The 25,124-nt window shown below is 69.1% G+C and carries 28 protein-coding genes; 13 read left to right on the forward strand and 15 right to left on the reverse strand.

Going from position 1 to position 25,124, the window contains the following annotated elements; all coding sequences use genetic code 11:
- Nucleotides 1-46: 46 nt before the first annotated feature.
- The 7 genes from murB to FKQ52_RS11980 form a co-directional block, all read right to left on the reverse strand.
- The gene (murB, locus tag FKQ52_RS11950; protein WP_141627386.1) at nt 47-952 is read right to left on the reverse strand and encodes a UDP-N-acetylmuramate dehydrogenase; all 906 of its coding nucleotides are present in this window, start codon (nt 950-952) and stop codon (nt 47-49) included.
- Entirely contained in the window at nt 949-2,379 is a 1,431-nt protein-coding gene (gene murC, locus FKQ52_RS11955; RefSeq protein ID WP_141627387.1) for a UDP-N-acetylmuramate--L-alanine ligase, read from the reverse strand. The genes murB and murC overlap by 4 nt, the downstream gene beginning before the upstream one ends.
- Nucleotides 2,380-2,596: 217 nt before the next feature.
- Nucleotides 2,597-3,262, reverse strand: a complete 666-nt coding sequence (scpB, locus tag FKQ52_RS11960) for an SMC-Scp complex subunit ScpB (protein ID WP_141627388.1) — start codon at nt 3,260-3,262, stop codon at nt 2,597-2,599.
- 4 nt (nt 3,263-3,266) lie between these two features.
- Nucleotides 3,267-4,094 (reverse strand): ScpA family protein, encoded by an 828-nt coding sequence (locus FKQ52_RS11965; RefSeq protein WP_141627389.1) that lies wholly within the window; start codon nt 4,092-4,094, stop codon nt 3,267-3,269.
- A gap of 40 nt (nt 4,095-4,134) precedes the next feature.
- Nucleotides 4,135-5,181 (reverse strand): beta-N-acetylhexosaminidase, encoded by a 1,047-nt coding sequence (gene nagZ / locus FKQ52_RS11970; protein ID WP_141627390.1) that lies wholly within the window; start codon nt 5,179-5,181, stop codon nt 4,135-4,137.
- Between the two features lie 7 nt (nt 5,182-5,188).
- The gene (locus tag FKQ52_RS11975; RefSeq protein ID WP_141627391.1) at nt 5,189-5,929 is read right to left on the reverse strand and encodes an SPOR domain-containing protein; all 741 of its coding nucleotides are present in this window, start codon (nt 5,927-5,929) and stop codon (nt 5,189-5,191) included.
- An 81-nt stretch (nt 5,930-6,010) separates the two neighbouring features.
- Nucleotides 6,011-7,186 (reverse strand): deoxyguanosinetriphosphate triphosphohydrolase, encoded by a 1,176-nt coding sequence (locus FKQ52_RS11980; protein ID WP_141627392.1) that lies wholly within the window; start codon nt 7,184-7,186, stop codon nt 6,011-6,013.
- Nucleotides 7,187-7,251: 65 nt separating this feature from the next.
- On the opposite strand from FKQ52_RS11980, the gene FKQ52_RS11985 reads away from it, so the two are divergent.
- Nucleotides 7,252-7,629, forward strand: coding sequence for an iron-sulfur cluster assembly accessory protein (locus tag FKQ52_RS11985; RefSeq protein ID WP_141627393.1), 378 nt, complete (start codon nt 7,252-7,254; stop codon nt 7,627-7,629).
- A gap of 126 nt (nt 7,630-7,755) precedes the next feature.
- On the forward strand, nt 7,756-9,564 hold the full coding sequence (locus tag FKQ52_RS11990; protein WP_168196851.1) for a methyl-accepting chemotaxis protein: 1,809 nt from the start codon (nt 7,756-7,758) through the stop codon (nt 9,562-9,564).
- Here the strand turns inward: FKQ52_RS11990 and FKQ52_RS11995 are convergent.
- The 3 genes from FKQ52_RS11995 to FKQ52_RS12005 all read right to left on the reverse strand — a co-directional run bounded on the left by FKQ52_RS11995 (nt 9,561) and on the right by FKQ52_RS12005 (nt 12,914).
- A complete protein-coding gene (locus FKQ52_RS11995) occupies nt 9,561-10,319 on the reverse strand; it encodes a 3-oxoacyl-ACP reductase (RefSeq protein WP_141627394.1) in 759 nt (252 codons plus the stop codon). The two genes, FKQ52_RS11990 and FKQ52_RS11995, sit on opposite strands and share 4 nt — an antisense overlap.
- Nucleotides 10,319-11,644 carry a dihydroorotase gene (locus tag FKQ52_RS12000; protein WP_141627395.1) on the reverse strand — a complete coding sequence of 442 codons (1,326 nt, stop codon included), beginning with the start codon at nt 11,642-11,644 and terminating at the stop codon, nt 10,319-10,321. The genes FKQ52_RS11995 and FKQ52_RS12000 overlap by 1 nt, the downstream gene beginning before the upstream one ends.
- 319 nt (nt 11,645-11,963) lie before the next feature.
- Complete coding sequence (locus FKQ52_RS12005) at nt 11,964-12,914, reverse strand: glycosyltransferase family 9 protein (protein WP_141627396.1); 951 nt, start codon at nt 12,912-12,914, stop codon at nt 11,964-11,966.
- A gap of 96 nt (nt 12,915-13,010) precedes the next feature.
- On the opposite strand from FKQ52_RS12005, the gene FKQ52_RS12010 reads away from it, so the two are divergent.
- The 5 genes from FKQ52_RS12010 to FKQ52_RS12030 all read left to right on the forward strand — a co-directional run bounded on the left by FKQ52_RS12010 (nt 13,011) and on the right by FKQ52_RS12030 (nt 17,307).
- Entirely contained in the window at nt 13,011-13,454 is a 444-nt protein-coding gene (locus tag FKQ52_RS12010) for a hypothetical protein (RefSeq protein ID WP_141627397.1), read from the forward strand.
- A gap of 1 nt (nt 13,455) precedes the next feature.
- Nucleotides 13,456-14,007, forward strand: a complete 552-nt coding sequence (locus FKQ52_RS12015; protein WP_141627398.1) for a hypothetical protein — start codon at nt 13,456-13,458, stop codon at nt 14,005-14,007.
- A gap of 41 nt (nt 14,008-14,048) precedes the next feature.
- On the forward strand, nt 14,049-14,867 hold the full coding sequence (locus FKQ52_RS12020; RefSeq protein ID WP_141627399.1) for a folate-binding protein YgfZ: 819 nt from the start codon (nt 14,049-14,051) through the stop codon (nt 14,865-14,867).
- 61 nt (nt 14,868-14,928) lie between these two features.
- Nucleotides 14,929-16,119 carry an acetyl-CoA C-acyltransferase gene (locus FKQ52_RS12025; RefSeq protein ID WP_141627400.1) on the forward strand — a complete coding sequence of 397 codons (1,191 nt, stop codon included), beginning with the start codon at nt 14,929-14,931 and terminating at the stop codon, nt 16,117-16,119.
- 210 nt (nt 16,120-16,329) lie between these two features.
- Entirely contained in the window at nt 16,330-17,307 is a 978-nt protein-coding gene (locus tag FKQ52_RS12030; RefSeq protein WP_141627401.1) for an alpha/beta hydrolase, read from the forward strand.
- A 4-nt stretch (nt 17,308-17,311) separates the two neighbouring features.
- On the opposite strand, the gene FKQ52_RS12035 is transcribed toward FKQ52_RS12030, so the two are convergent.
- Both FKQ52_RS12035 and FKQ52_RS12040 read right to left on the reverse strand, forming a co-directional pair.
- Nucleotides 17,312-17,548 (reverse strand): helix-turn-helix transcriptional regulator, encoded by a 237-nt coding sequence (locus FKQ52_RS12035; protein WP_141627402.1) that lies wholly within the window; start codon nt 17,546-17,548, stop codon nt 17,312-17,314.
- Nucleotides 17,548-18,054 (reverse strand): DUF2975 domain-containing protein, encoded by a 507-nt coding sequence (locus FKQ52_RS12040; RefSeq protein WP_168196852.1) that lies wholly within the window; start codon nt 18,052-18,054, stop codon nt 17,548-17,550. Before FKQ52_RS12040 ends, FKQ52_RS12035 begins: the two co-directional genes overlap by 1 nt.
- Nucleotides 18,055-18,159: 105 nt before the next feature.
- Between FKQ52_RS12040 and FKQ52_RS12045 the strand changes: the two genes are divergently transcribed.
- The 4 genes from FKQ52_RS12045 to FKQ52_RS12060 all read left to right on the forward strand — a co-directional run bounded on the left by FKQ52_RS12045 (nt 18,160) and on the right by FKQ52_RS12060 (nt 20,806).
- Nucleotides 18,160-19,092, forward strand: a complete 933-nt coding sequence (locus tag FKQ52_RS12045) for an ABC transporter ATP-binding protein (protein WP_141627403.1) — start codon at nt 18,160-18,162, stop codon at nt 19,090-19,092.
- Nucleotides 19,092-19,817 (forward strand): ABC transporter permease, encoded by a 726-nt coding sequence (locus FKQ52_RS12050; RefSeq protein ID WP_141627404.1) that lies wholly within the window; start codon nt 19,092-19,094, stop codon nt 19,815-19,817. Before FKQ52_RS12045 ends, FKQ52_RS12050 begins: the two co-directional genes overlap by 1 nt.
- Nucleotides 19,818-20,051: 234 nt before the next feature.
- Nucleotides 20,052-20,393, forward strand: a complete 342-nt coding sequence (locus FKQ52_RS12055; RefSeq protein ID WP_141627405.1) for a VOC family protein — start codon at nt 20,052-20,054, stop codon at nt 20,391-20,393.
- A 5-nt stretch (nt 20,394-20,398) separates the two neighbouring features.
- The gene (locus FKQ52_RS12060) at nt 20,399-20,806 is read left to right on the forward strand and encodes a YkgJ family cysteine cluster protein (protein ID WP_240811640.1); all 408 of its coding nucleotides are present in this window, start codon (nt 20,399-20,401) and stop codon (nt 20,804-20,806) included.
- Nucleotides 20,807-20,809: 3 nt separating this feature from the next.
- On the opposite strand, the gene FKQ52_RS12065 is transcribed toward FKQ52_RS12060, so the two are convergent.
- From FKQ52_RS12065 to thiE, 3 genes are all read right to left on the reverse strand, one after another.
- Entirely contained in the window at nt 20,810-21,622 is an 813-nt protein-coding gene (locus FKQ52_RS12065) for a hypothetical protein (RefSeq protein ID WP_141627406.1), read from the reverse strand.
- A 79-nt stretch (nt 21,623-21,701) separates the two neighbouring features.
- Nucleotides 21,702-23,387 carry an ATP-binding protein gene (locus FKQ52_RS12070; RefSeq protein ID WP_141627407.1) on the reverse strand — a complete coding sequence of 562 codons (1,686 nt, stop codon included), beginning with the start codon at nt 23,385-23,387 and terminating at the stop codon, nt 21,702-21,704.
- 66 nt (nt 23,388-23,453) lie between these two features.
- A complete protein-coding gene (gene thiE / locus FKQ52_RS12075; protein ID WP_141627408.1) occupies nt 23,454-24,113 on the reverse strand; it encodes a thiamine phosphate synthase in 660 nt (219 codons plus the stop codon).
- Between the two features lie 119 nt (nt 24,114-24,232).
- On the opposite strand from thiE, the gene FKQ52_RS12080 reads away from it, so the two are divergent.
- Nucleotides 24,233-24,418: a bacterioferritin-associated ferredoxin gene (locus FKQ52_RS12080; protein WP_141628352.1), complete on the forward strand. Its 186-nt coding sequence runs from the start codon at nt 24,233-24,235 to the stop codon at nt 24,416-24,418.
- A 158-nt stretch (nt 24,419-24,576) separates the two neighbouring features.
- Nucleotides 24,577-25,077: a bacterioferritin gene (gene bfr / locus FKQ52_RS12085; RefSeq protein WP_141627409.1), complete on the forward strand. Its 501-nt coding sequence runs from the start codon at nt 24,577-24,579 to the stop codon at nt 25,075-25,077.
- Nucleotides 25,078-25,124 lie beyond the last annotated feature (47 nt).

Raw genomic sequence — 25,124 nt, forward strand, 5'->3', positions numbered from 1 at the left:
CGAGAGTCCCACGGCATAGCTGGCCGCCGTCAGAGGCGCAACGCGTTCAGCCCTTGCGGCCGATCCGCTTGATCTCCCAGTCCAGCTGGATGCCCGTCTTCGCCTTCACGTCGGCGCGGACGGCCTCGCCCAGCCCCTCGATGTCGGCGGCGGTCGCCTCGCCGGGGTTGATCATGAAGTTGGAGTGAAGCTCGCTGAACATGGCCCCGCCGCCGTTCACGACGTGCAGCTTGCCGCGCCAGCCCGCCTCATCGACCAGCTTCCACGAGGAATGGCCCTCGGGGTTCTTGAAGGTCGAGCCGCCGGTCTTCTCGCGGATCGGCTGGGTAGTTTCGCGACGGCTGGTGATCTCGTTGATCTTCGCCGTGACAGTCTCCGGATCGGCGGGCGTCCCGCGATAGACCGCCTCGACCCAGATGATCTCGTTCTCGGGCACGACCGAGTGGCGATAGGTGTAGCCGAAGTCGGCCAGCGCATAGTCCACCCGCTCGCCCGCCCGGGTCAGGCCCCAGGCCGAGACCAGCACGTCCTTCGTCTCCGAGCCGTAGCAACCCGCATTCATGGTCAGGGCGCCGCCGATGGTGCCCGGAATCCCCGCATAGAACTCCAGCCAGCCGATGCCCGCCTTCGCGGACGCCTTGGCGACCATGCTGTCCAGCGCGCCCGCGCCGGTCGTGATCGTATCGCCCTCGGTCGTGATCTGGGCCCACGGACGCCCCGCCAGCCGGATCACCACGCCCTCGACCCCGCCGTCACGCACGATGACGTTCGAGCCGACACCCAGCACGGTCACGGGCACAGCCGGGTCGAGCGCCTTCAGGAAGTCGGCCAGATCCTCGGCGTCCGCCGGGATGAACAGCGCGTCCGCCGCCCCGCCCACCCGGAACCAGGTGTACGGCCCCAACGGCTCGTTCAGCAGCAGCTTGCCGCGGACTTCGGGGTACTGGCTCACGACAGCGCCTCCAGCTGCGCCGGCAGGGCGTAGGCCCAGCTGGTGATGTCGCCGGCGCCCAGCAAGACGACCAGATCGCCCGGCTTGGCCTCTTCCTTGATCGCGCGCGGCAGGACGGCGGCGTTCTCGAGGGGCTGGACGTGGCGGTGACCGAAGCGACGGATGCCGTCGACCAGCGCATGCTTGTCCACGCCCTCGATGGGGCTTTCGCCCGCCGGATAGACGTCGGCCACGATCACCGCGTCGGCGTCCGAGAAGCAGGTGGAGAACTCCTCCATCAGGTCGCGCAGGCGGGTGTAGCGGTGCGGCTGGACCACGGCGATGACGCGGCCCTCGGCGACCTGACGGGCAGCCTTCAGCACGGCGGCGATCTCGACCGGATGGTGGCCGTAGTCGTCGACCACGCGCACGCCGCCCACCACGCCCGTGGTGGTGAAGCGGCGCTTCACCCCGCCGAACCCCGCCAGACCGGCCTTGATCGCCTCGTCCGACACGTCCAGCTCGCGCGCCACGGCGATGGCGGCCAGGGCGTTGGAGACATTGTGCCAACCGGCCATCGGCAGGTGCAGGCCCTCGATGCGGACAGGCTCGTCCAGCATGGCCAGACCCTGCTGCTGGATCACCACGTCGAAGCGGCAACCGTCCGGCCCCATCTGGCAGTTGTCCGCGCGGACCATGGCCTGCGGATTGACGCCATAGGTGACCAGACGCCGGTTATCGATGGAGGCCACGAGGCGCTGGACCTCGGGGTGGTCCAGACAGACCGCCGCGAAGCCGTAGAAGGGGATGTTCTCGACGAAGTCCACGAACGCCTTCCGGACGCCGTCGAAGTCGCCGTAGTGATCCAGATGCTCGGGGTCGATGTTGGTGACGATGGCCACCGTCGACTTCAGGCGCAGGAAGCTGCCGTCGCTCTCATCGGCCTCGACCACGATCCAGTCGCCGTCGCCGACCTTGGCGTTGGTGCCGTAGGCGTTGATGATCCCGCCGTTGACCACCGTCGGGTCCAGACCGGCGGCGTCCAGCAGGGCCGCGACCATCGAGGTCGTCGTCGTCTTGCCGTGCGTGCCGCCCACCGCGATGGAGAACTGCAGCCGCATCAGCTCGGCCAGCATCTCGGCGCGGCGGACCAGCGGGATACGGCGCTCGCGGGCGGCCATCATCTCGGGGTTCGAGGCTTTCACCGCGGTCGAATAGACCACCGCCGAAACGTCCTCGCCCACATGGGCGGCGTCGTGGCCGATGAAGATCTTCGCGCCCAGCTTCTCCAGCCGCTCGATATTGGCCGAGGCCTTGGCGTCCGAGCCCTGCACCGAATAGCCGATCTTGAGCATGATCTCGGCGATGCCGCTCATGCCGATGCCGCCGATGCCGACGAAGTGGACGGGACCGAGGTCGAACGGAACGGGGCGAAGGCGAGCGATCATCGAAGCGGGTTAGCAGGGGTTTTGGCGGAATGCATCACCTTCGGGCAGCGAGCCCGGAAAGTGGCTAGTGGATAGTGATTAGTGGGTGGCAGCGCTACGGCCGGAGACGGTCCTGCACCGACGGTCGCGGCATCGACCCACTAACCACTAATCACCAAGCACTTGGCTGCGCCGGCGTCGAACACCCGAGCACCGCCACCGATCCTGCCCTCAGCCCTCAGTCCTCCGACACGAAGTCCTGCGCGAACTCCGGCGAGTCTTCTTCGCCCGGCAGCAGGGGTGTTTCGTCGTCGCCGTCGCCCGAGCGGGTCGGGTCGGGCACCTCGAAGCCGACGGGGATGGAGAGGTCCAGCAGGCCGGCGGCCTTCATCTCCTGCACGCCCGGCAGGTCGTAGAGGCTGGCGAGGCTGAAGTGCTCCAGGAACTTGTCGGCCGTCGCATAGGTGACCGGGCGGCCCGGCGTGCGGCGGCGGCCCTTCAGCTTCACGAACCCCATCTCCAGCAGCAGGTCCAGCGTTCCCTTGGACAGGGAGACGCCGCGCACGCTCTCGATCTCGGCGCGGGTGCAGGGCTGGTGGTAGGCGATGATGGCGAGGGTCTCGAGCGCGGCCTTGGACAGGCGGCGCGGCTCCTCGCGCTCCTCGGTCATCATGAAGGACAGGTCGGCGGCGGTGCGGAAGCGCCAGCGGTCGGCCACGCACTCCAGTTCCACGCCCCGGTTCTGATACCGGTCGCGCAGGGCCGAGATGGCCCCGCCCACATCCGCGCCCTCGGGCAGACGACGCGCGATCTCGGCCGCCGACAGCGGACCGGCGGCGGCGAACAGCAGCGCCTCGACGCGGCGTTCGATCTCCAGATCGTCAGGGGCGAATTGAATGCTCATCAGATCAGTTCGGGGTCAGTTCCAGCGGCAGGCCCCTGCCCCGGCGCTTGAGGTAGATTTCCGCGAAGGCCTCGGCCTGTTTCACGTCCATGGCTCCCTCCTTCACCAGCTCCAGACTGGCTGAAAGGGTGGACGCCGTATAGCTGGCCTGCGACGGCCCTTCCTCGTCATCGTATTTCTCGGGCGCGACCCGGTGGAGCGGGGTCCAGTCCTCCATGCGCGGCAGGATTTCGCGCAGCCAGTCGCGCGCGGCCTCCAGCTGGAACGCCTCGACCCGCTGGCCGGGATTGTAGCGCCGCAGTTCCTCGCGGCGCCGCTGGGTCACATAGGCGGCCATCAGCTCGTACAGGCTGGCGTCGATGCGGTCGGACGGAATGATGACGGTGGCTTCCGGATCGCCACGCGTGAAGACGTCGCGCTTCAGCTGGGGCCGCGACTGGATCGCCTCCACCGCCCGGCGCATGGCCTCCAGCTTCTGCAGCCGGAAGGCCAGGGCCGCCGCCATTTCCTCGGCCGGGACTTCGTCCGCCTTGCCCTTCTCGTTGCGGGGCAGCAGCAGGCGCGACTTCAGATAGGCGAGCCAGGACGCCATCACGAGATAGTCCGCCGCGAGGGCGAAGTTCCGGCGGCGCGCCTCGTGGACGAAGGCCAGATACTGTTCGGCCAGTCGGGTGATGGACAGCTTCAGCAGGTCCACCTTCTGCGTCCGCGCCAGCGCCAGCAGGACGTGCAGCGGCCCTTCATAGCCCTCCAGATCGACCACGAAGGCGTCGCGGGTGTCGACCTGTTCGGCCGCCGCGAAGTCGAGGTTTGGCTGGAACGCATCGGTCATGTCTTTGACCTGCCGAGCTGCGCGCTGCTTGTGGTCATGGCTACGCCTCCGCCACATCCGGCCCCTTGGCCGCATCCAGCCGCCCCGCCAGCATCGCATCGAAGCGGTCGCGGGCCTCGCGGTAGTCCAGCGGCTCGGGCGTATGGACGATCCGGGCCAGCGCCGCATCGGCGCGGCGCTTGGCCCCGCCCTTCAGCTTGCCGGTCCCCTCTGCCACCTGACGCATCTCGTCCAGCACCCCATTCCAGTGGATCACCAGATCGCACCCGGCCTTCAGCGACTTCTGCGCCCGCTCGGTCAGGTCGCCTGACAGGGCGTTCATGACCAGATCGTCAGACAGCAGCAGGCCGTTGAAGCCCAGCCGCTCGCGGATCATCCGGATGGCCTTCTTGGACTGGGTCGCCGGATGCTTCCGGTCGATGGCGGTGAAGATGATGTGGGCCGTCATGCCGATGGGCATGTCGGACAGGGCCTTGAAGGGCGCGAAGTCCCAGGCGTCCAGCGTCTCCAGGTCGGCGTGGACCGTCGGCAGTTCCTTGTGGGTGTCGGCGAAGGCGCGGCCGTGGCCCGGCATGTGCTTGATCACCGGCAGGACGCCGCCCGCCAGAAGCCCTTCCGCCGCCGCGCGGCCCAATTGGGCCACCAGGGCCGGATCGCGGGCATAGGCGCGGTCGCCGATGATGTCGTGGGCGCCGGGCACCGGCACATCCAGGACCGGCGCGCAGTCGATGTTGATGCCGACAGCCTTCAGTTCATGGGCCATCAGGCGCGCGCCGATACGGGCCAGCTCGCGCGCCGCCAGCGGATCGTTGGTCGCCTTCAGATAGGCATCCCCCGGCGGGTACTTCGGCCAGTGCGGCGGCCCCATCCGCTGGACCCGCCCGCCCTCCTGATCGATCAGGATCGGAGTATTGGCGTCCCCGCCGATGCAGTCGCGCAGCTCGTCGGTGAGGGCGCGCAGCTGATCGGGGTTGTCCACGTTGCGGCGGAACAGGATGAAGCCCCACGGCCGGGCGTCGGAGAAGAAGACCTTCTCCTCCGCCGTCAGTCGATGGCCGCCACAGCCGTAGATCGCCGCCGAGGTCACGGGGGGATCAGCGCACGATGCAGTCGCCGCCCGCCGACTTGATGGCGGTGCACAGGCCTGTGGCCTGTTCACGGCTCAGGCCGGTGACGGTGGTGCGGTACAGGGTCGAGCCCGAGGACGAGGTCACTTCCTGCACCCGGCGGCTGCCGCCACGGGTCAGCGAGGGATAGCGACCCACGATCTGGTTGTACTGGCTCTCGGCGATGGCCGGGGTCGAGAAGGCGCCGATCTGGACGCCCGAGGTTCCACCGGCGGCGGGCGGCGGCGCGGCGGGCTCGGTCCTGGCCGGAGACGGGGCCGGACGCACGGGCGGCGGGGCCGTTTCAGGCTGCGGCTGCGGACGCGGCTGCACGGCTTCCGGTGGCGGCACGAAGGTCGGCGGCGTGGTCGTGGGCTCACCGGCGGAATAGACGTCGATGCCCGCTTCCGGATCGACCGGCTGGGCGTCGACCGGCGGCTCGACCTTGATGTCGCCGACCGGCGTGCCGACAGCGGGCGGGGCCTTGTCGGGACTGGCCGACTCCCACGGCTTCATGACCAGCACGGCGACAATGATCGCCAGCAGGACCACGACGCTGATGATCAGGGTCAGGGGCGGCGCCTTGCCGCCGCCACCGCCGGCCGGACCGCCCGGGCCACGGCGCGGATCATAGCCGGCGCGGTCGAACGGCAGGTCATCCTCGGTCGGAGGCGTGTAGGCGCCGCGGTCGCGACCCGGGTTCGGACGATAGGGATCTTCGTGGGACATGACCGCGCCTCAGGACTTTTCGCCGCCCGCGAATCGCCCGCGTCGGCCCGATAGCTTACCCGTCCCAGCGAGGCTTACGAATCACAGATCCAGCGCGAGGTCGAGGCTGAACAGCTTCCTGTGTTCCTCGATGGCGTAACGGTCCGTCATTCCGGCGATGTAGTCGCAGACCGCGCGGGCGCGCTTCACGTCGTCGCCGTCGCGGGCGGGCTTCGACCATTCCGGCGGCATGGTCTCGGGTTCGGCCATGAACAGCTGGAACATCTCGGCCAGAATACGCCGCGCCTGACTGCGGGTCCGGTTGACCCGATAGTGGCGGTACATCCGCTCGAACAGGAACTTCCTCAGCACCCCGAGATCCGCCAGCATGGCCGGCGAGAAGGCGACCAGCGTCCGCGAGGCGGTGCGCACATCCTCGGTCGAGCGGATATTGTCGGTCTCCAGCCGCCGCCCGGTTTCGGCCAGCACGTCCTCGACCATGACGCCGATCATCCGGCGCACGGCCTCGATCCGCACCATACGCTCGTCGATGTCCGGCCAGTCGGCGCGAACGCCGTGCAGCACCGGACCGATCAGGGGCACGTCCATCAGGTCGGCCAGCGAGAACAGGCCCGCCTGCACCCCGTCATCAACGTCATGGTTATTGTAGGCGATGTCATCGGCGATGGCGGCGGCCTGCGCCTCCAGCGAGGCGAAGCTGTCCAGCCGCAGGTCCCAGCCGGGCGCATACTCGGCGATGGCCTTCCAGGCGGGCTCGTCCAGCCGGTGGCTGACGGGGCCGTTGTGTTTGACGACGCCCTCGACCGTCTCCCAGCTCAGGTTCAGGCCGTCGAACTGCGGATAGCGGCTCTCCAGCCTGGTCACGACGCGGAAGGTCTGGACGTTGTGGTCGAACCCGCCCCAGTCCGACATGCAGGCCTGCAGCTCATCCTCGCCTGCGTGGCCGAAGGGCGGATGGCCCAGATCGTGGGCCAGCGCCACCGTCTCGGCCAGGTCGGTGTCCAGCCGCAGGGCGTGGGCCAGAGAGCGGGCGATCTGCGCCACCTCGAGGCTGTGTGTCAGACGGGTGCGATAGTGATCGCCCTCGTGCGCCACGAAGACCTGCGTCTTCTCCTTCAGCCGCCGGAAGGCCGTCGCATGGATGATCCGGTCGCGGTCGCGGGCGAAGGCGTTGCGTGTACGGCTGATGGGCTCGGGCGACAGCCGGCCGCGGCTGTGCTCGGGATATTCGGCGTAGGGCGCGCGGTCAGGGATCAAGTTGAACTGCTCATTCGCGAGGACGGGCCTTTGCGAACGCCCGTGCGCGCCTCATATAGGCCCTTGTGAGCACCGTCCAATCCAGCCCCGCCTTCACGATCTCCGCCCCGACCGGCGGGCATGGTCTGACGCTGTCCGAGAGCGCCGCCCGGCGGCTGGCGAAACTGGGCGAGATCGAGGGGCGTCCCGTGCTGCTGCGCGTGGCCGTGGACGGCGGCGGCTGCTCGGGCTTCCAGTACCGGTTCGAGCTGATCGAGGCGGGCGAGCCCGACGACATCCGCATCGAGACCGACGGTCAGGCCGCCGTGATCGACACCGTCTCCCTGCCCTTCCTCAAGGGGTCGGAGATCGCCTTCGTCGATGATCTGGCGGGGGCGCAGTTCGTCGTCAGGAACCCGAACGCCGCCTCAAGCTGCGGTTGTGGCGTCAGCTTCTCGATCTGATTCAACACCCTGCGACGGATTACCGCGTTACGTGATTTACCGTAAACGCCTGTGAACCAGACGCTCAGCCTTGCCGTGCTTCACGGGATCCAGGCGCCCCTCCGTGGGTCCGTTTCGAGGTCCGACATGAAGCTCAAAGCTCTCTCGCTGTCCGCCAAGACGGCCCTGATGGTCATCGCCGCACTGGGTCTGCTGACCTGTGCGCTGGTCGGCGTCGCCGCGGTGCTGCTGACGATGGACGCCACCGAGAGCGCGGCCGAGCGGCAGGAGACCAACATGCGCGTCGCCTGGGAGGTGCTGGGCGACTACGGCGACGGCTTCAGCGTTCAGGGCGACACCCTGATGGCGGGCGAGACGCCGTTGAACGGCTTCACCGAGCCGGTGGACCGGATCAAGACCCTGGTCGGCGGCACCGCGACGGTCTTCATGGGCGACATGCGGGTGACCACCAACGTCATCAAGGAAGACGGCGAGCGGGCCGTGGGCACGCGGCTGAAGGCCGGCCCCGTGCACGACGCCGTCCTGCGCGACGGCAAGACCTATCGCGGGACCGCCGACATCCTGGGCAAGCCCTATTTCGTGGCCTACGACCCGATCAAGAACGCGGCGGGCCAGACCATCGGCGTGTTGTATGTCGGCGTGCCCAAGGCCGACTTCATGGCCCACGTCCATCAGGCGATCATCGCCATGGTCATCGGCGGGGTGGTCGTGGCCCTGCTGGTGCTGGGCGGCGCCCTGCTGATGTCGCGCCGGATGTTCTCGCCGCTGCGGGCCCTGTGCGACCGGATGGAGCGCCTGCGTCAGGGCGACACCGCCTTCGAGGCGCCCTGGGCGTCGCGCGGCGACGACATCGGCCAGATCGCCCGCGCCGTTCTGGCCTTCCGCGACGCCGCCATCCGCCAGCGCGAGGTCGAGGGCGAGGCCGAGGGCATGCGCGAGACCGCCCGCCAGTCTCGCATCGCGTCCGAAGCCGAGCGCGCCCGTCTGGCCGAGGAGGACGCCATCGTCGTCGACGCGCTGGGCAAGGGCCTGTCGGCGCTGGCGCAGGGCGACCTGACCCACCGCATCGAGGCGACCTTCGCCGAACGCAGCCGCCAGCTGAAGGACGACTACAACGCCGCCATGGACGCCCTGTCGGAGACGATGGGCGAGATCATCGTCCTGACCGGCGCCATGCGCTCGGGCACCGCGGAGGTCAGCAACGCCACCGACGACCTGTCGCGCCGCACCGAGCGTCAGGCTGCCGCGCTGGAGGAGACCGCCGCCGCGCTGGACCAGATCACCGTCACCGTGAAGAAGACCGCCCAGGGCGCCCGCGCCGCCGCCGATATCACCGACGAGGCCCAGAAGGGCGGCGTCGAGCGCGAGCGGATCATCGCCGACACCACCGCCGCCATGGAGCAGATCGAGAGCACCTCGGGCCGGATCGGCGAGATCATCGGCGTCATCGACGAGATCGCCTTCCAGACCAACCTGCTGGCCCTGAACGCCGGTGTCGAGGCCGCCCGCGCCGGTGAAGCCGGCCGCGGCTTCGCGGTGGTCGCCTCGGAAGTGCGGGCGCTGGCCCAGCGCTCGGCGGACGCCGCCAAGGAGATCAAGGAGCTGATCGCCGCCTCCAGCGCCAGCGTCGGCGAGGGCGCGCGTCTGGTCTCGCGGACCGGCGGCGCCCTGACCGCCCTGATCGGTCAGGTGGCGAAGATCAATCAGCTGGCGGGCGAGATCGCCGCCTCGGCCAATGAGCAGGCCGTGGGGCTGGTCGAGGTCAACACCGCCGTCAACCAGATGGACCAGACCACCCAGCAAAACGCCGCCATGGTCGAACAGACCACCGCCGCCAATCAGGCCCTGAGCCAGGAGGCCGAACAGCTGGCCGCGCTGATGCAGCGCTTCCGGATCACAGGGGGCGGTTCGCAGGCGATGGCGCGGGCGGCCTAGTCCCGCACCAGCCCGCCGTCGACCACGAGGTTCTGCCCCGTCACAGCCCGGCTCCAGGGCGAGGCGAAGAACAGCACCGCGTCGGCGAACTCTTCCGGGGTCGTGACCGAGCGCAGCGGGGTCATGCCGGCGATCAGGTCGAAGACGGCTTCCGGGGTCGCCTTGCTGGCGTCGGTGGTCCGCAGCAGGCCGCCCGAGACCATGTTGACCGTGATGCCTTGCGGGCCGAGGTCGCCCGCCGCCGTGCGGGTCAGGCTGAGCAGGGCGGCCTTGGCGGCGGTGTAGTCGTGGTAGGGTACGACCGGATTCTGGAACAGGTTGGTGCCGATGTTGATGACCCGGCCGAAGCCGTTGGCGGCCATGCCCGGCGCCGTGGCCTGAATGACGTTCAGGGCGCCGCGCACGACGGTGGCGAACTGATCCTCGATCTCGGACCACTCGATGTCGTTCAGCTTGGACCGGGCCTCGCCGTTGAAGCTGTAGTCCAGCGCATTGTTGACCACGGTGGTGACCGGCGAGCCGAACACATCCTCGGCCAGGGCCACCATCTCGTGCACCGCCTCGCGGTCGGTGACGTCGGCGCGGAAGGCGACGGCCTGCTCGGGGAACTCGTCCACCAGCTCGCGGGCGGCATCCTCGCTGGCGCGGAAATTGATGACCACGCGCGCGCCTTCACGGGCGAAGGCGCGGATCACGGCGGCGCCGACGCCGCGCGCCCCGCCGGTGACGAGGACGATCTGTTCCGAGAGTTGCATCAGGCGAGGGTCTCCTGGAAGCGGACGGGGCGGCCGTGGGCGGCTCCCTGAAGCTCGCCGTCGCGCATGACGACACGGCCGCGAACGATGGTGGCCATGGCCTTGCCGGTGGCCTCGAAGCCGTCGAAGGGGGTCCAGCCCGAGCGGGTGGCCATGTCCTCGTGCTTCAGCACATGCTTCTTCTTCAGATCGACGATGGTCAGATCGCCGTCATAGCCCTCGGCCATGCGACCCTTGCCGGCGATGCCGAAGACGCGGTTCGCGCCGTGGCTGGTCAGGTCGATGAAGCGATCCAGCGTCAGGCGACCGTTGGCGACGTGGGTCAGCATGACCGGCACCAGCGTCTGCACGCCCGGCATGCCCGAGGGCGAGGCCGGATACGGACGGGCCTTTTCCTCCAGCGTGTGCGGGGCGTGGTCCGAGCCCAGCACGTCGGCGATGCCCTGCTCGATGCCGCGCCACAGGCCGGCGATGTGGTAGTTGTTGCGGATCGGCGGGTTCATCTGGGCCAGACCCTTGAGGCGATCATAGGCCTCGTCCCCGTCCAGCGTCAGGTGCTGGGGCGTCAGCTCGACGGTCGCCACATCCTTGTGATGGGCCAGGAATTCGATCTCTTCCGCCGTGGTGACGTGCAGCACGTGGATGCGGGCGCCGGTCTCCTTCGCCAGCCCGACCAGACGGCGGGTGGACATGATGGCGCTCTCGGGATCGCGAACCTCCGGGTGGCTGGTCCAGTCGCCGGTGCGGGCCAGCGGGCGCCGCTCGACCAGACGGTACTCATCCTCGGAGTGGAAGGTGGCGCGGCGCTTCACGTGGCGCAGCACCTCGCGCACGCCGTCGTCGTCGGCCACCAGAAGCGTTCCGGTCGATGCGCCCATGAAGACCTTGACCCCGCAGCAGCCCGGCAGGCGCTCCAGATCACCGAGGAAGCGCGCGTTCTCGTGGGTGCCGCCGATGTAGAAGGCGTGGTCGGTCCACATGCGGTCGCGGGCGCGGGCCAGCTTGTCCTCCAGCGTGACCGGATCGGTGGTGTTCGGCTCGGTGTTCGGCATCTCGAACACGGCGGTGACGCCGCCCAGCGCCGCGGCGCGGGAGCCTGTCTCCAGATCTTCCTTCCACTCGAGGCCTGGTTCGCGGAAGTGGACCTGGGTGTCGATGACGCCCGGCAGGACCGTCAGCCCCGTGGCGTCGAACACCTCGCCCGCCGAGGCCTGCGACAGGTCGCCGATGAAGGCGATCTTGCCGTCAATGATGCCGACATCGGCGAGGCCGCGTCCGGCGTGATTGGCGACTTCGCCGCCGCGAACGATCAGGTCATAGGTCATGGGCGCTCTGAATAGTCGCAAAGGCGGTGAAAGGCAGGGGGCGGGGGCGAAAAAACAGGGTGTGAAGAGTGTAATTGGTGTGAGACGACGAGACGGTGGAGACGCGTGAAATACACCGTCTATGCCGTCTATCGACGGAGGCAGTGGGGTATCAGGTGGGTGCGTCAGAATTGGACGTATGCGTCCTCCTCCCCTGCTTTCGTCATCCTCCGGCAAGGCGCGCAGCGGCGCCGCTGGGTCCCGAGGTTCGCTCCGCGCCCTCGGGATGGCGATAGCAAAAGGGGTGGCGCCGGCGGGATGATGGCAACAAGGGTAAGCGCTACCCCCGCTCCGCCAGCAGCTTCTTCGCCGCCTTGAGCACGCGGTCCGCGGGGACCTCGTTCATGTGCAGGATGGCCTGGTTGAGGCCGGGGTCGATCTTGCGGAACTCGTCCACCGAACGGGGGCCGCGCACGACCACGCCGCCCCACGGCCCGCGCACGGTCTCGTCCGAGGGGCCATAGGCGGCCACGACCGGCGCGCCCGCCGCCACGGCCAGCTGGGTCCACAGCGAGTCGCCGCCCAGATACAGCGCCGCCCGCTCCAGCACGGCCACGGCCTGCAGGGGCGTCAGCCGACCCGGCAGTTCGGTGGTGCGGTTGCGCGGCATGGCGAGGCGGATGGTGTGGCCCGCGTCCTTGTCAGCCTCGGCGCCGATGACCACCACGCGGGCGCCGGCCAGCGGGCCGTCATTGGTCAGGGTCGCGGCCAAGGTCGCATAGCGTTCGGACGGCCACTCGCGGCCCATCCATTCGGCGCCCGGCGCGATGACCAGCAGGGGCGCATCCTCATTCGGCAGCAAGGCGTCGATGGAGGCGCGGGTGGCGTCGGAGACGAACAGGCGCGGCGGTGGCGTCTCGTCCAGATGCAGGACGCGGGCGGCCAGTTCGACCTTGTGGAAGCCCGCCTCGTCCTTGCCGCGCACGGCGCGCTTCTGACGGCTGAGCTTGCCCGAGAAGGTGGTGCCGCGCATGTCGACGACCAGCCCCCACTTGATCGCCCGGACCTGGTTCCACAGACCCAGCCAGTCGAGCCGCTTCTCGCGCTCCAGCACGATCAGCCTGTCGAGGCGCGGGGTGTCGGCGAACAGGGGCGCGCTCTGCGGCGAGCCGACGACGGTGAAGGTCGCCTGCGGCATGGCGTCGACAAGGTACGCCAGGACGCCGCTCGACATCACGGCGTCTTCCGCGCCGGCCTCGGCGATGTAGAGAATGGGGAAACGGCCCGCCATGACTCGTTTGTACAGGGATTCTCGTCACGTCATCGGGACATGATGGCTTTCCGGATGCGAACGCGTAGGTTCGTGTGGACGAAACGGGAGAGACCCATGCGCCGCCGCCTGAGCCTGATCACCCTGTCCCTCATCGCCGCGACCGGACTGACCGCTTTCGGCAGCGCGCCGGTTCAGATCCGTCGCGAGACGCCGCCGGGCGAAGGGGTGATCTGCGCCTGGGCGATCTACAGCTTCGCGTCGGATGTGGTGGAGCGCTGCCCGTCGGACGTCAGCCCCGGGATGAAGGCCGAGCTGAAGCGGTCGGTCGAGCGGCTGGACGCCTATGTCCGGGCGAACTCGGAGATCACGCAGGACCAGTTCGACCAATTCAAACGGGAGCAGGCGAACGTCGGACGTCCCGAGGCGGAAATCTGTCGGGCCAATGCGGACGAGGGTCTGATCGAGGCCATGACCCGGATGCCTGTCGAGGAACTGCGGAGCTACATCGACGGCATCACGGCTCGCCCCGGCAGGCCGACCTGGGGGACGTGCCTGTAGGATGAGCCTTCCCCTTCTGCCCGGTCGCGAGTGCGGCGGCTGCGTCGAGTGCTGCCGGGTGATCCCGCTGGACCTGCCAGAGCTGGCCAAGCCGACGGGCGAGCTGTGCGGCTATTGCGTCAACGGCGCGGGATGCAGCGTGCATGCGATCCGGCCGCAGACCTGCCGGGTGTGGTTCTGCCTGTGGCGGGTGATCGAGCTGGACGACGACTGGCGGCCCGACCGCAGCGGGATCATCGTCCGGCCGGACGGCATCGATGAGGGGGTGATCACCCTCTTCGTCATCCGCAGGTCAGAGTTCCTGGCGTCGGAGGACTTCTTCGCCGTGGTCGCCGGCTGGCTGGCCGAGGGGATCGAGGTGGCGCTGAGCGTGCCGGGGCCGGTGGGCTTCTTCCCGGCGCGGGCGGTGGTGACCGAATGGCTGCGGCCGGCGGTCGAGGCGGGGGATTTCGAAGGGTTTGTCGGGCGGGTCGTGCGGTCGCTGGACAGGCTGGACCAGCACGACTGGCAGCCGGACGGGGTGCTGGCGCGGTATGCGGTGGGGCAGGCGTAGCCCTCTCCCATCGGGAGAGGGAACGCCCTATCTAACCCTCCATGACCACGCAGATCGCCCGCCTGACTTCCCGCGCCCTGATCCGGGTGAGCGGCCCGGACGCCAAGCCCTTCCTGCACAATCTGCTGACGCAGGACGTGGAGACGATCAGCGAGGGCCAACTGCGGTTCGGCGCCCTGCTCTCCCCGCCCGGGCGGCTGCTGTTCGACCTGTTCATTTTTGGCGAGGCCGATGATGTGCTGCTGGATGTGGCGGCGGAGCGGCGGGACGCGCTGATCCAGCGACTGTCGATGTACAAGCTACGCGCCAGTGTCGCCGTCGAGGCGGATGAGCGCCCGGTCCTCGTCGGCTGGAACGGCGCCGTCGAGGGCTTCGCGGTCGATCCGCGCGAGCCCGCGCTGGGCGGGCGGCGCTATGGCGGCGAGGTCGAGACAAATGCGACCGAAGACGACTGGCAGGCCCACCGGCTGACCGTGGGCGCCCCCGATCCGACGGCGGATGCGCCCGCCGACAAGACCTATCCGATCGAGGCCAATTTCGACCTGCTGAACGGCATCGACTTCCAGAAGGGTTGTTTCATCGGTCAGGAGACGACCTCGCGCATGAAGCGCCGGGGCACGATCAGGAACCGGATGATGCCGCTGGAATTCGACGGCCCGGCCCCGGCGTTCGGGGCGGAAATCCTGAACGGCGACCTGCGCGCGGGCGAGGTGCTGAGCGGGCGCGACGGCGTGGCCATGGCCTTGGTGCGGGTCGACCGGCTGGACGGAGAGTTGACCGTGGACGGGCGTGCTGTACGGGTGCGCCGCCCCGACTGGCTGCCCCCCATCCCGAATGGGGCGACGCCGTCCGAAGGCTAGCGACCGGGCTTGCGTCCAGCGACGAAAGCGCCGATCTAGGCCTCGTCAGTTTTTTTAGAGGATGCTCTTGATGTCCGATCCCGTCGTCATCTGTTCCGTCGCCCGCACCCCCATGGGCGGCTTCCAGGGCGCCCTGTCGGGCGTGAAGGCCACCGAGCTGGGCGCCGTGGCGGTCAAGGCCGCCGTCGAGCGGGCGGGGGTCGCGCCGGAGAAGGTCGAGCAGATCTATATGGGCTGCGTCCTGCCCGCCGGTCTGGGTCAGGCTCCGGCCCGTCAGGCGGCCATCGGGGCGGGCCTCGGCCAGCACGTCGAGGCGACCACCGTGAACAAGATGTGCGGCTCGGGCCTGCAAGCCGTGATGATGGCCGCCGACGCCATCAAGGCCGGGTCGGCCGACATCATCGTGGCGGGCGGCATGGAGTCGATGACCGGCGCGCCGTACCTGATGAACAAGCACCGCGGCGGCGCCCGCATCGGCCACGACGTCATCGTCGACTCGATGATGATGGACGGGCTGGAGGACGCCTATTCGCCCGGCAAGCCGATGGGCAGCTTCGCCCAGGACACGGCCAATGAGTACCAGTTCACCCGCGAGGACCAGGACGCCTACGCCATCGAAAGCCTGAGCCGCGCCAACGCGGCGGTCAGCGGCGGCGCCTTCGGCGGCGAGGTGGTTCCGGTCGAGGTCCAGACCCGAAAGGGGCCGGTGACGGTCAGCGAGGACGAACAGCCCGCCAAGGCCGATCCGTCGAAAATCCCCAACCTCAAGCCCGCCTTCGCCAAGGACGGCACCATCACCGCCGCCTCCTCGGCCTCGATCTCGGACGGCGCGGCCGCCGTGGTGGTGACGCGCGAGAGCGTGGCCAGGGCGATGGGCCTGCCCGTGCTGGCGCGCATCGTCGGTCAGGCCGCCCACGCCCATGAGCCCGCGAAGTTCACCACCGCCCCCGTGCCCGCCATGCAGAAGGCCCTGGCGAAGGCCGGCTGGTCGGTCGAGGACGTGGACCTGTGGGAGGTCAACGAGGCCTTCGCCGTGGTGCCGATGATCGCCATGCGCGAGCTGGGCATTTCGCACGACAAGCTGAACGTCAACGGCGGTGCGACGGCGCTGGGCCACCCCATCGGCGCCTCGGGCGCGCGGGTGCTGGCGACCCTGCTGGCGGCGCTGAAGGCGCGCGGCGGGACAAAGGGCGTGGCCAGCCTGTGCATCGGCGGCGGCGAGGCCGTGGCGATGGCGGTGGAGCTGGCGTGATCTGAGCCCTCTCCCTCCCCGTCCCGGGGAGGGATGTCGGCGCGCAGCGACGACAGGGTGGGGGCGGCTCGGCGATACAAGCGCTGCCTTGCCTTAGCCCTCCCCACCCGGCTTCGCCTGCGGCTCAGCCACCCTCCCCGGATGGGGAGGGAGAACGCCTGTACCTTCGCCCTCATCCGCCCTAGCCTCCCTCTTCCGGAGGCTCCTTCCATGACCATCACCCGCAGAGGCGCGCTGGGCCTTGCCGCAGCCGCCGCGACGCCCCTTCCGGAGCTCGCGATGACACCGGTGTCGCAGACACTCGCGCCGCCGGACCCGGTTGAGACGATCCGCCTGTGGCCCAGCGCGGCGCCCGGTGGAGAGCGGGTGACCGTGACTCCCGTCGTGACCGAGCGCTCGACCGATCCGGCCTTCCATGACCGGTTCGCCCGATACACCACCGATCCGATCCTGACCGTCCTGCGGCCCGAGCGGCCGAACGGGGCTTCGCTGCTGCTGATCCCCGGCGGGGGCTACAAGTGGGCGGTGGTGGACAAGGAGGGGCTGGACTGCGCGCGGGTGTTCGCGGCGGCGGGGATCACCTGTTTCGTGCTGCGCTATCGCCTGCCGGGCGACGGCTGGGCGGCCGGGCCGGACGCGCCGTTGCAGGACGCGCAGCGGGCGCTGAGGATCGTGCGGGCCCGGGCGGTCGCCGACGGACTGGACCCGGCGCGGGTGGCGGTGCTGGGCGCCTCGGCGGGCGGGCATCTGGCCGGGATGCTGACGGCGCGGACGGACCAGACCTATGCGCCGGTCGATGAGATCGACGCCGTCTCCATGGGGCCCGACCTGTCGATCCTGCTGTATCCGGTGGCGACGATGAGCGATCCGTTCGTTCACGCGGGCTCCCGCAAGGAGATGCTGGGCGAGACGCCTTCGGCGGAGGCGATCGCGCGCTATTCGCTGGAGCGGATGGACTGGACCGGCCGCCCGCCGGTCTTCCTGCTGCACGCCATGGATGACGAGGCGGTGCCGGTGGAGAACAGCCTGTCGCTGCTGCCGGTGATCCGGTCGGCGGGTGTGCCGGTCGAGGCGCACCTGTTCCAGGAGGGTGGCCATGGCTTCGGGATACGGCTGATCGCGGGCAAGCCGGCGGCGGTCTGGCCGGAGCTGGTGTTGCGGTGGGCGGGAAGGCGGGGGTGGGTGTAGCGCCCTACTCCTCCTCGTCCCCGATCAGGTCGGCGAGGTCGAATTCGTAGTCCAGCAGATCAGAGGGTTTGCAGTTCAGGGCGGCGCACAGCCTGGCGAGGGTGCGGAAGCGGATGCCCTTCACCTTGCCCGAGCGGAACAGGGACAGCTGGGTCTCGCTGAGGCCGACCTGTTGCGCGAGATCGCGGGCCTTCAGGCCACGGCTGATAATCAGCTGGTCGAGGGTCACGCGAATGGGCATCAGATCATTTCGTCGAGTTCGGCCTGGACGCGGCCCGCCTGTTCCACGACTCGCCCCAGCAGGAACAGGGCGCCTCCGATCATGCCGAGTGTCATGCCGGCGACATCGAAGTAGAGCCACGCGCCCGCGCCATCATTGATCAGGCGCAAAATGTTGGTGATGCCGAACACGCTGAGCAAGCCGCCGAAGCCGAGCGCCAGACCGACCCGTCGCAGGGCGCCCGCCAGCACCGGCTGGATCAGCCGCCCTTTGGCCAACTGCCCCATGGCCGCGCCGATGGACCAGACGGCGAACAGGTAGAAGATCTGCGGAAGGTCCTTGATCGCCTGCGCCAGCCAGAGGTTCAGGAACTCCGGCGGTCGCGCCTCCCCCCGGGCCATGAAGGCGATGGGCGAGGCCACATACATCAGGAGCAGCAGCAGGCCGACGCTGCACACCATGAAGATGGCCAGCCAGTTGAACTGGCGGCACATCAGGCGAAAACGGTCGGTCTCGGTCTGGCTCACGGCGCGCTCCGGCGGGGTTGGCAACCTGTCTTGTCTTTAATCTTGACTTAAAGACGCGAGCTTCGCAACTTTAATTCCGACTTAAACAAAATCGGGAGCGCCGACATGGCCGCCGCCATCCAGACCCATGCGCTGACACGGAGGTTCAAGCGGCACGTCGCCGTTGACACCGTGTCGATGAGCGTGCCGACGCAGGCCGTCTATGGCTTCCTGGGCCGCAACGGCGCGGGCAAGACGACGACGCTGAAGATGCTGCTGGGCCTGATCGCGCCGACGTCGGGACAGGCCCTGATCGACGGGATCGACGTGGCCCGGGACCGGCTGGACGCCGCGCGGCGGGTCGGGGCCCTGCTGGAGGCGCACGGCTTCTATGGCAATCTGTCTGGACGCGAGAACCTGGACCTGACCCGCACCCTGCTGGGCCTGCCGAAGACCGAGATCGACCGGGCGCTGGAGGTGGTCGAGATGACCGCGGACGCCCACCGCCGGGTCAGCGACTATTCGCTGGGCATGCGGCAGCGGCTGGGGCTGGCCCGCGCCATGCTGGGCGCGCCGCCGGTGCTGATCCTCGACGAGCCGACCAACGGGCTGGACCCGGACGGCATCGCCGACATGCGCCGCTTCCTGCGCGCCCTGCCCGAGCGGACCGGGGCGACGGTGCTGCTGTCCAGCCACCTGCTGGGCGAGATCGAGCAGACCGCCACCCACGTCGGCATCCTGAGCCACGGGCAGCTGGTGCTGGAGGGCGAACTGGACCGGCTGAAGGCCGATCTGGCGCCCGAGGTGGTGTTCCAGACCGACGACCAGACCCGCGCCGCCGCGCTGGCGACGGCGCGCGGCTTCACCCTTGATGTGACGCAGGACGAGGCGGTGGCCCGGCTGAGGCCCGGCGAGGACGCCCGCGCCGCGTCCGCCGCCCTGAACCGCGCCCTGATCGAGACCGGACTGAGCGTCTTCGCCATTGGTCCGCGCGAGCGGTCGCTGGAGGGCATCTATCGCGAGGTCTCGCAACCCCAACCCCGGCAGGAGGCCGCCTGATGCTGACCGTTCTTTCCGTCGAAGCCCGCAAGCTGAACCGCTCGCTGGCCGCCCTGCTGGCCATCGCGGCCCCGTCCCTGATCGCCGTCTTCGGCTTCTTCATGGTGTTGCGCGGCGACAAGCCGATGCCGTGGGAGATGTGGCTGGGCAGCGCGGCGGGCATCTGGGCCTTCTTCATGCTGCCGATGAGCGTGACGGCCCTGACCGCGCTGGTGGCCCACATGGAGCATGGGCCCAAGAGCTGGGACCATCTGCGCGCCCTGCCCCTGCCCCGCTGGAAACTCTACGCCGCCAAGGCGATCTGCGTGCTGGCCGTGGTGGCGGTGATGAGCGCCGCGACGCTGGCCCTGACCATACTGGCGGTGACGCTGGCGGCGACGATCAAGCCCGCGGTCGAGCCGACCGGGTCAATTGAGATCGCCCGCTGGATCAAGGTGATGGCGATGATGTTCGGCGCGGGCCTGCTGATGGTTGCGGTCCAGCTGTGGACCGCCCTGCGCTACGCCAGCTTCGTGCCGGGGCTGGTGGTCGGGATCGGAGGGACCTTCTTCGCGGTCGTCGCCACCTCGGCCAAACAGGGCGTCTTCCTGCCCTGGCAGATGCCGGTGAACATGCTGGCTTCAGAACCGTGGCGCGTGACCACCGCGCTGGGGCTGGGCGGCGGCGTCGGTCTGCTGGCGCTGATCGCCCTGACCCTGCACCTGTCGCGACGCGAGGCGCTGTGAGCGCGGAGCCGCGTCCGCCTGCATGAGGCGGGTCAGCGAAGTCTGTCCTGTCATCAGTATGATCATCGGGCAGCCTTGCGATTGCGAACGATTTGCAGGTTTGCGCGGATTCCATCGGCTGGCAAGCGGGGCGGTGGAAAAAGCGGCTCAGGGTCGCGGTTCCCTCTTCCGCCCGCCGGACCGGCCCGTCAGTAATGACGGGTCGGATGGCTTTCTCGAAACAGGACGATCCCCATGCGTGAAGACGGAAAGCTGGACTATCTCGAACTGCCCGGCGGCGATCTGCCGACGGTGAAGACCTTTTACGGAGCGGCCTTCGGCTGGACCTTCGTGGACTACGGCCCGACGTATGCGGCCTTCAACGAGGGGCTGGACGGCGGATTCGACGGCGATTCCGCCGAGGCGACGAAGACGCCCCTGCCCGTCCTGTACGCCCACGACCTCGACGCCATGCTGAACAAGGTCGTTGCGGCGGGCGGCGCGGTCGTGAAGCCGATCTTCGACTTCCCCGGCGGCCGCCGTTTCCACTTCCGCGACCCGGCCGGGAACGAGCTGGCCGTCTGGTCGGAGAGCTGACGGACTTGAGCAAGTCCTGCGGCGACTGCGGCCTGTGCTGCAAGCTGATGGGGGTGACGGCGCTGAACAAGCCCGCGGGCAGGTGGTGCCGTCACTTCAGCAAGTCGCGGGGCTGCGCCATCTATGGAGACCGCCCCGACGACTGCCGGGTGTTCAACTGCCTGTGGCTGCTGACCGACGCGCTGGACGACGACTGGAAGCCGTCGCGGGCGGGCTTCGTCCTGCACAGCGAACAGGGCGGCGCGCGGCTGATCGTCGAATGCGACGCCGCCCGCCCGCACGACTGGCGACGCGAACCCTATCAGGCCACCCTGCGCCGCTGGGCCGCCGCGCCGGGTCAGGAGGTGCTGGTCTTCGCCGGAACGCGCGGGATCAGGCTGGGCCTGACCGACACGCCGGTCCGCCGGGCGTAAGGCCTATCGAACGTCGACCGACTGGGCGATCTGTTCGGCCAGGGCGCGATCAGGGCCGTCCAGCGTCATGGTCCAGATGTGGATTTCGTTCGGGGCGGACGTGCGCTGGAACAGATGTTCCACGGCGTGGCGCTGACCGTCCTCGGTAGAGACCACGCTGGTGCGCCCGCCCGCCTCGACCTGCTCGCCCGAATAGATCGGATACTGCGACGCCGGTCCGGCGTAGATCATGACGAACGACCGGTCGCCGCGACGGATCGTATAGATCCTGAAGTCCGGCCCGGGACGGCCCGTGACGATCTGGAAGCCCGCCGGAAGATCGACCGTGAACGGCAGGGCCGCGCGGGCCGAGGCGTCCAGCACCGTGACCGTCGAGACGGCGGGCGGAGGCGGCGGCGCGACGGGCTCGGGCGTGGGCGTAGGGGCGGGGGCGGCCGTCGCGGGCGCGGGCGTCGTCGGGGCCGCAGGGCGCGGCGTGGGACTCGGGGTCGCGGCGGCGGGCGGACGGGTCGTCGGGGCCGCGGGACGGGGAGCGGTCATGGCCGGAGCCGGTGTCGGCGCGGCGGTCGCCGGACGCGGCGTGATCGTCGCCGGGGCGGGAGCCGGGGTCGGCGTCGCAGCAGCAGGCGCCGGCGTCACCACCGGCGCGGGCGCGGGGGCCAGATACTCGGCCGGACGCGGCGGGCCGCCGTTCAGGTCGCGGGTGAAATCGGACGCGGGAACCGGAGGCGGCGTCTGCGTCGCCGTCTGGGCCTGCGCCACTGGCGCTCCGGCGAGGATCATAAGGGCGGCGGCGGACGCGACGGTGACTTTCATGGCCGCGACCTTCGCCCCAGAGTGCGGCGACGGCAAGGCCCGATCCGCCCCGATCAGGCGCCCGGATCAGGCGCCCGGATCAGGCGGAGGGCAGTTCGACCCAGAAGACCGCGCCCTCGCCCGGCGTCGAGTTGACGCCGATGGTCCCGCCCTGCAGCTCGACCAGACGCTTGGCCAGGGCCAGGCCGATGCCGTGCCCCTCGACCGTCGAGCGTTCGAGACCCAGACGGTTGAACGGCTCGAACAGCTGGGTCTGTTTCTCGGGGCTGAGGCCCGGACCACGGTCGATGACCTCGATGCGGACGCCGTCGTGGATGCGCGAGGCGCGCAGGACCACGATCCCGCCCGAGCCGCCGTATTTGACCGCGTTGGAGGTCAGGTTGGCGACCACCTGGGCCAGACGCTGGGAATCGGCCAACGCCACAAGCCCGTCGCCCTCGCTGATGACGTCGATCTTCAGCCCGTGGGCTTCGGGCCGCAGGGCGGTGGCGCGGCGCACATCGTCCAGCACGCCCGGAACGTCGGTGGGACGCAGTTCAACCTTCACGGCGCCCGACTCGGCGCGGGCGACATCCAGCAGGTCGTGGGCCAGGGTCTCGACCTGACGGGCGGTCTTGACCAGCATGTCGGCCATCTCGGCCTGGGTCGGACTGACCGGCCCGAGCTGGCCCGCGCGCCACAGCTCACCGATGCCGATGATGCCGCCGACCGGGCTCTTGATCTCGTGCGCCACATTGGCGAGCAGACGCGACTTGGCCTCCGACGCCCGCTCGGCCCTGACCTGACCGGCCTTGGCGCGATCCGACAGACGGTCGCGCTCCTCCAGCAGGGCGGCGACCAGCAGGATAGGCAGATAGCCGAACAGCACCAGAAGCTGGGCCATCATGGCCCGGTCCGCGCCCTTGAACACGGCGGCATAGGGACCGTGTCCCATCATGCTGCCGCCGATGGCCAGAATACTGATGATGACCAGCGCCGCCGTGACGCCCAGCAGGCGCAGGCGCACGGCGATCAGCAGCAGCAACGGCAGGGTGAGGAAGCTGATGGGCAGCGACTGCATGCCGAAGATCAGCAGGTTGGCGACCGTCACCAGGCTCAGCAGGATGACCGCCTCGGCCGCCCGCGCGGGCGCGCGGTAGCGCAACAGCTCGCGCCGGGTGATCGCCAGACCGAAGCTGGCGATCACCGCGATGCTCAGCGCATGACCGAACCACCAGGTCTGGGCGGTCTCCATGAAGTCCGCGCCGTTCATCCAGTACAGCATGGCCCCGACGCCAACGGCTGCGGGGATGGGCGCGATCACCGCGGCGCTGATCAGGAAGCGGCAGCAGCCCTGGACGCTGGCCAGATTCAGGGTGGGGGCGAACCGGCGCGCCAGCAGGACGGCCAGATAGATGTCCACCATGTTCGCCACGGTGAACATCAGCGTCATCTTGGTGGAATTGCCGGCCAGCAGATTGCCCGCCGCGACGCCGCACGCCACCAGGGCGCCGAAGCACAGATCGTACAGCGGTCCGCGCGAGGTCCGCAGCCAGACCGCGACCGCCACGCCGCCCGCGCCCCAAAGGGCCGCGACCATGTCGGCGGACCGGGCGAAGCTGAGCGCCAGAACCGTCAGGACCAGCACCGCCATGGCGGTGAAGACCGGAGCCAGCGGCTGACCGATCCCGCGCGTCGACGATGCCCCGGACGGCAGGCCGCGCGAAGGCGAGACCGTATCTGCCGCGACGGCGGGCTGGGGGTCGAGCACGCGGCTCATGGTCATGTTCACGTCCGGCAGGGAAATTCCGGGGCGATACCTAAACCTTGGCTTCCTAACATCCCCTGAAGGTCAGAAGGCGCTCGCAAGCACCTGATCAAGCTCGCGAACCGCCGCCGCCGCGCCCTGTGGATGGCTCCAGACCGCGCCGCTGACGGCGACGAAGTCCGCCCCCGCCCGCGCCAGATCGGCGGCGTTTCCGGCGTTGATCCCGCCGATGGCGACGCAGGGCGTCTCGACCGTTTCCTGCCAGATGGTCAGGATTTCAGGCTCGGGACGGTGCTCCGTCTCCTTCGTGGTGGTCGGGAAGAAGGCGCCGAAGGCGACGTAGTCCGCCCCCGCCTCGGCGGCGTCCATGGCCAGTTCCCGGCTGTCGTGGCAGGTCACGCCGATCATGGCGTCCGGCCCCATGGTGCGTCGGGCCTCGGCGTAGGATGCGTCAGTCTGTCCCACATGGACCCCGTCGCAACCCGAGCGCTTCGCCAGATCGGGGCGGTCGTTCAGGATCACCGCGACGCCCCGCGCCTGCGCCACCGGCCTCAGCGCCTCGACCGCCGCCAGCACGGCGGCATCCTCCACGTCCTTCAGACGGATTTGCAGGGCCGCCACCGTGCCCGCATCCAGCGCCTCGCCCAGCGTCTTCGCGAAGGCGGGCAGGTCCGGGATCGCCGGCGGGGTGATCAGATACAGGGCGCACGGCGGGCGCGGCGGGACGACGGGTTCTCTGGCCATGCGCGGGGAGTGCGACGATGCGCGCGCGGCGTCAATCCACCCGACGCATGCGAACGACTTGCAGTCGCCTTAATCGGGCTGCTATAGCGAACCATTCGCATCGAGTGGGTCCGCCTTCCTTGTACGTCTGCAACTGTAACGGTCTTCGCAAGCGTGACGTCGCCTCGGCCATCGAGGCGGGCGCGACGCGTCCGCGCGAGGTGTTCGCCAAACACCAGTGCCAGGCCCAGTGCGCCAAATGCGTCTGCGAAATGCGCCAGATGATCCAGGACAGCCAGCAGGCCTTCGCCATGGCGGCTGAGTAGCAATCGCAGCGCCGACTGCGCTCGATTTTTACTCGCAATTTCAATGTCGTGATAAGTGTTCGCAAGTGAACACACAGCGTTTGTTCATGGTATGAACGGCGGGACTGAAGGCGACTCCCCTCCCCCGGGACGCCACAACCGCTGCAAGGACGACGACCATGAAGGGCGACCCCGCGATCATCCGGACGCTGAACGCGATCCTGACCAACGAACTGACGGCGGTGAACCAGTACTTCCTGCACGCGCGCATGTTCGAAAGCTGGGGTCTGAAGCACCTCGGCCAGATCATCTATGACGAGTCGATCGGCGAGATGCGCCACGCCGACATGCTGATCAAACGCGTGCTGTTCCTCGACGGCCTGCCGAACCTGCAGGACCTGCACAAGCTGAAGATCGGCGAGAACGTCTTCGAATGCCTGGGCGCCGACCTGCAGCTGGAACTGGGCTCGCGCGACACCGTCATCGCCGCCGTGGCCCAGTTCGAGGCCGCCAAGGACTACGTCAGCCGCGATCTGGTGATGCGCATCCTGTCGGACACCGAGGAGCACATCGACTTCCTCGAGGCCCAGCACAAGCTGATCGAACAACTGGGCGAGCAGAACTACCTGCAATCCGCCATGACCGAGATCGCGCCGGACAAGAGCGCGACGGGGAACTGATCGTAGTCGAAGGGGCGGGAACCCCGCCCCCTCCGGCTCATTCCCCT

The organism is Brevundimonas sp. M20, assembly GCF_006547065.1.
In the GTDB taxonomy this organism is placed as follows: Bacteria; Pseudomonadota; Alphaproteobacteria; order Caulobacterales; family Caulobacteraceae; genus Brevundimonas.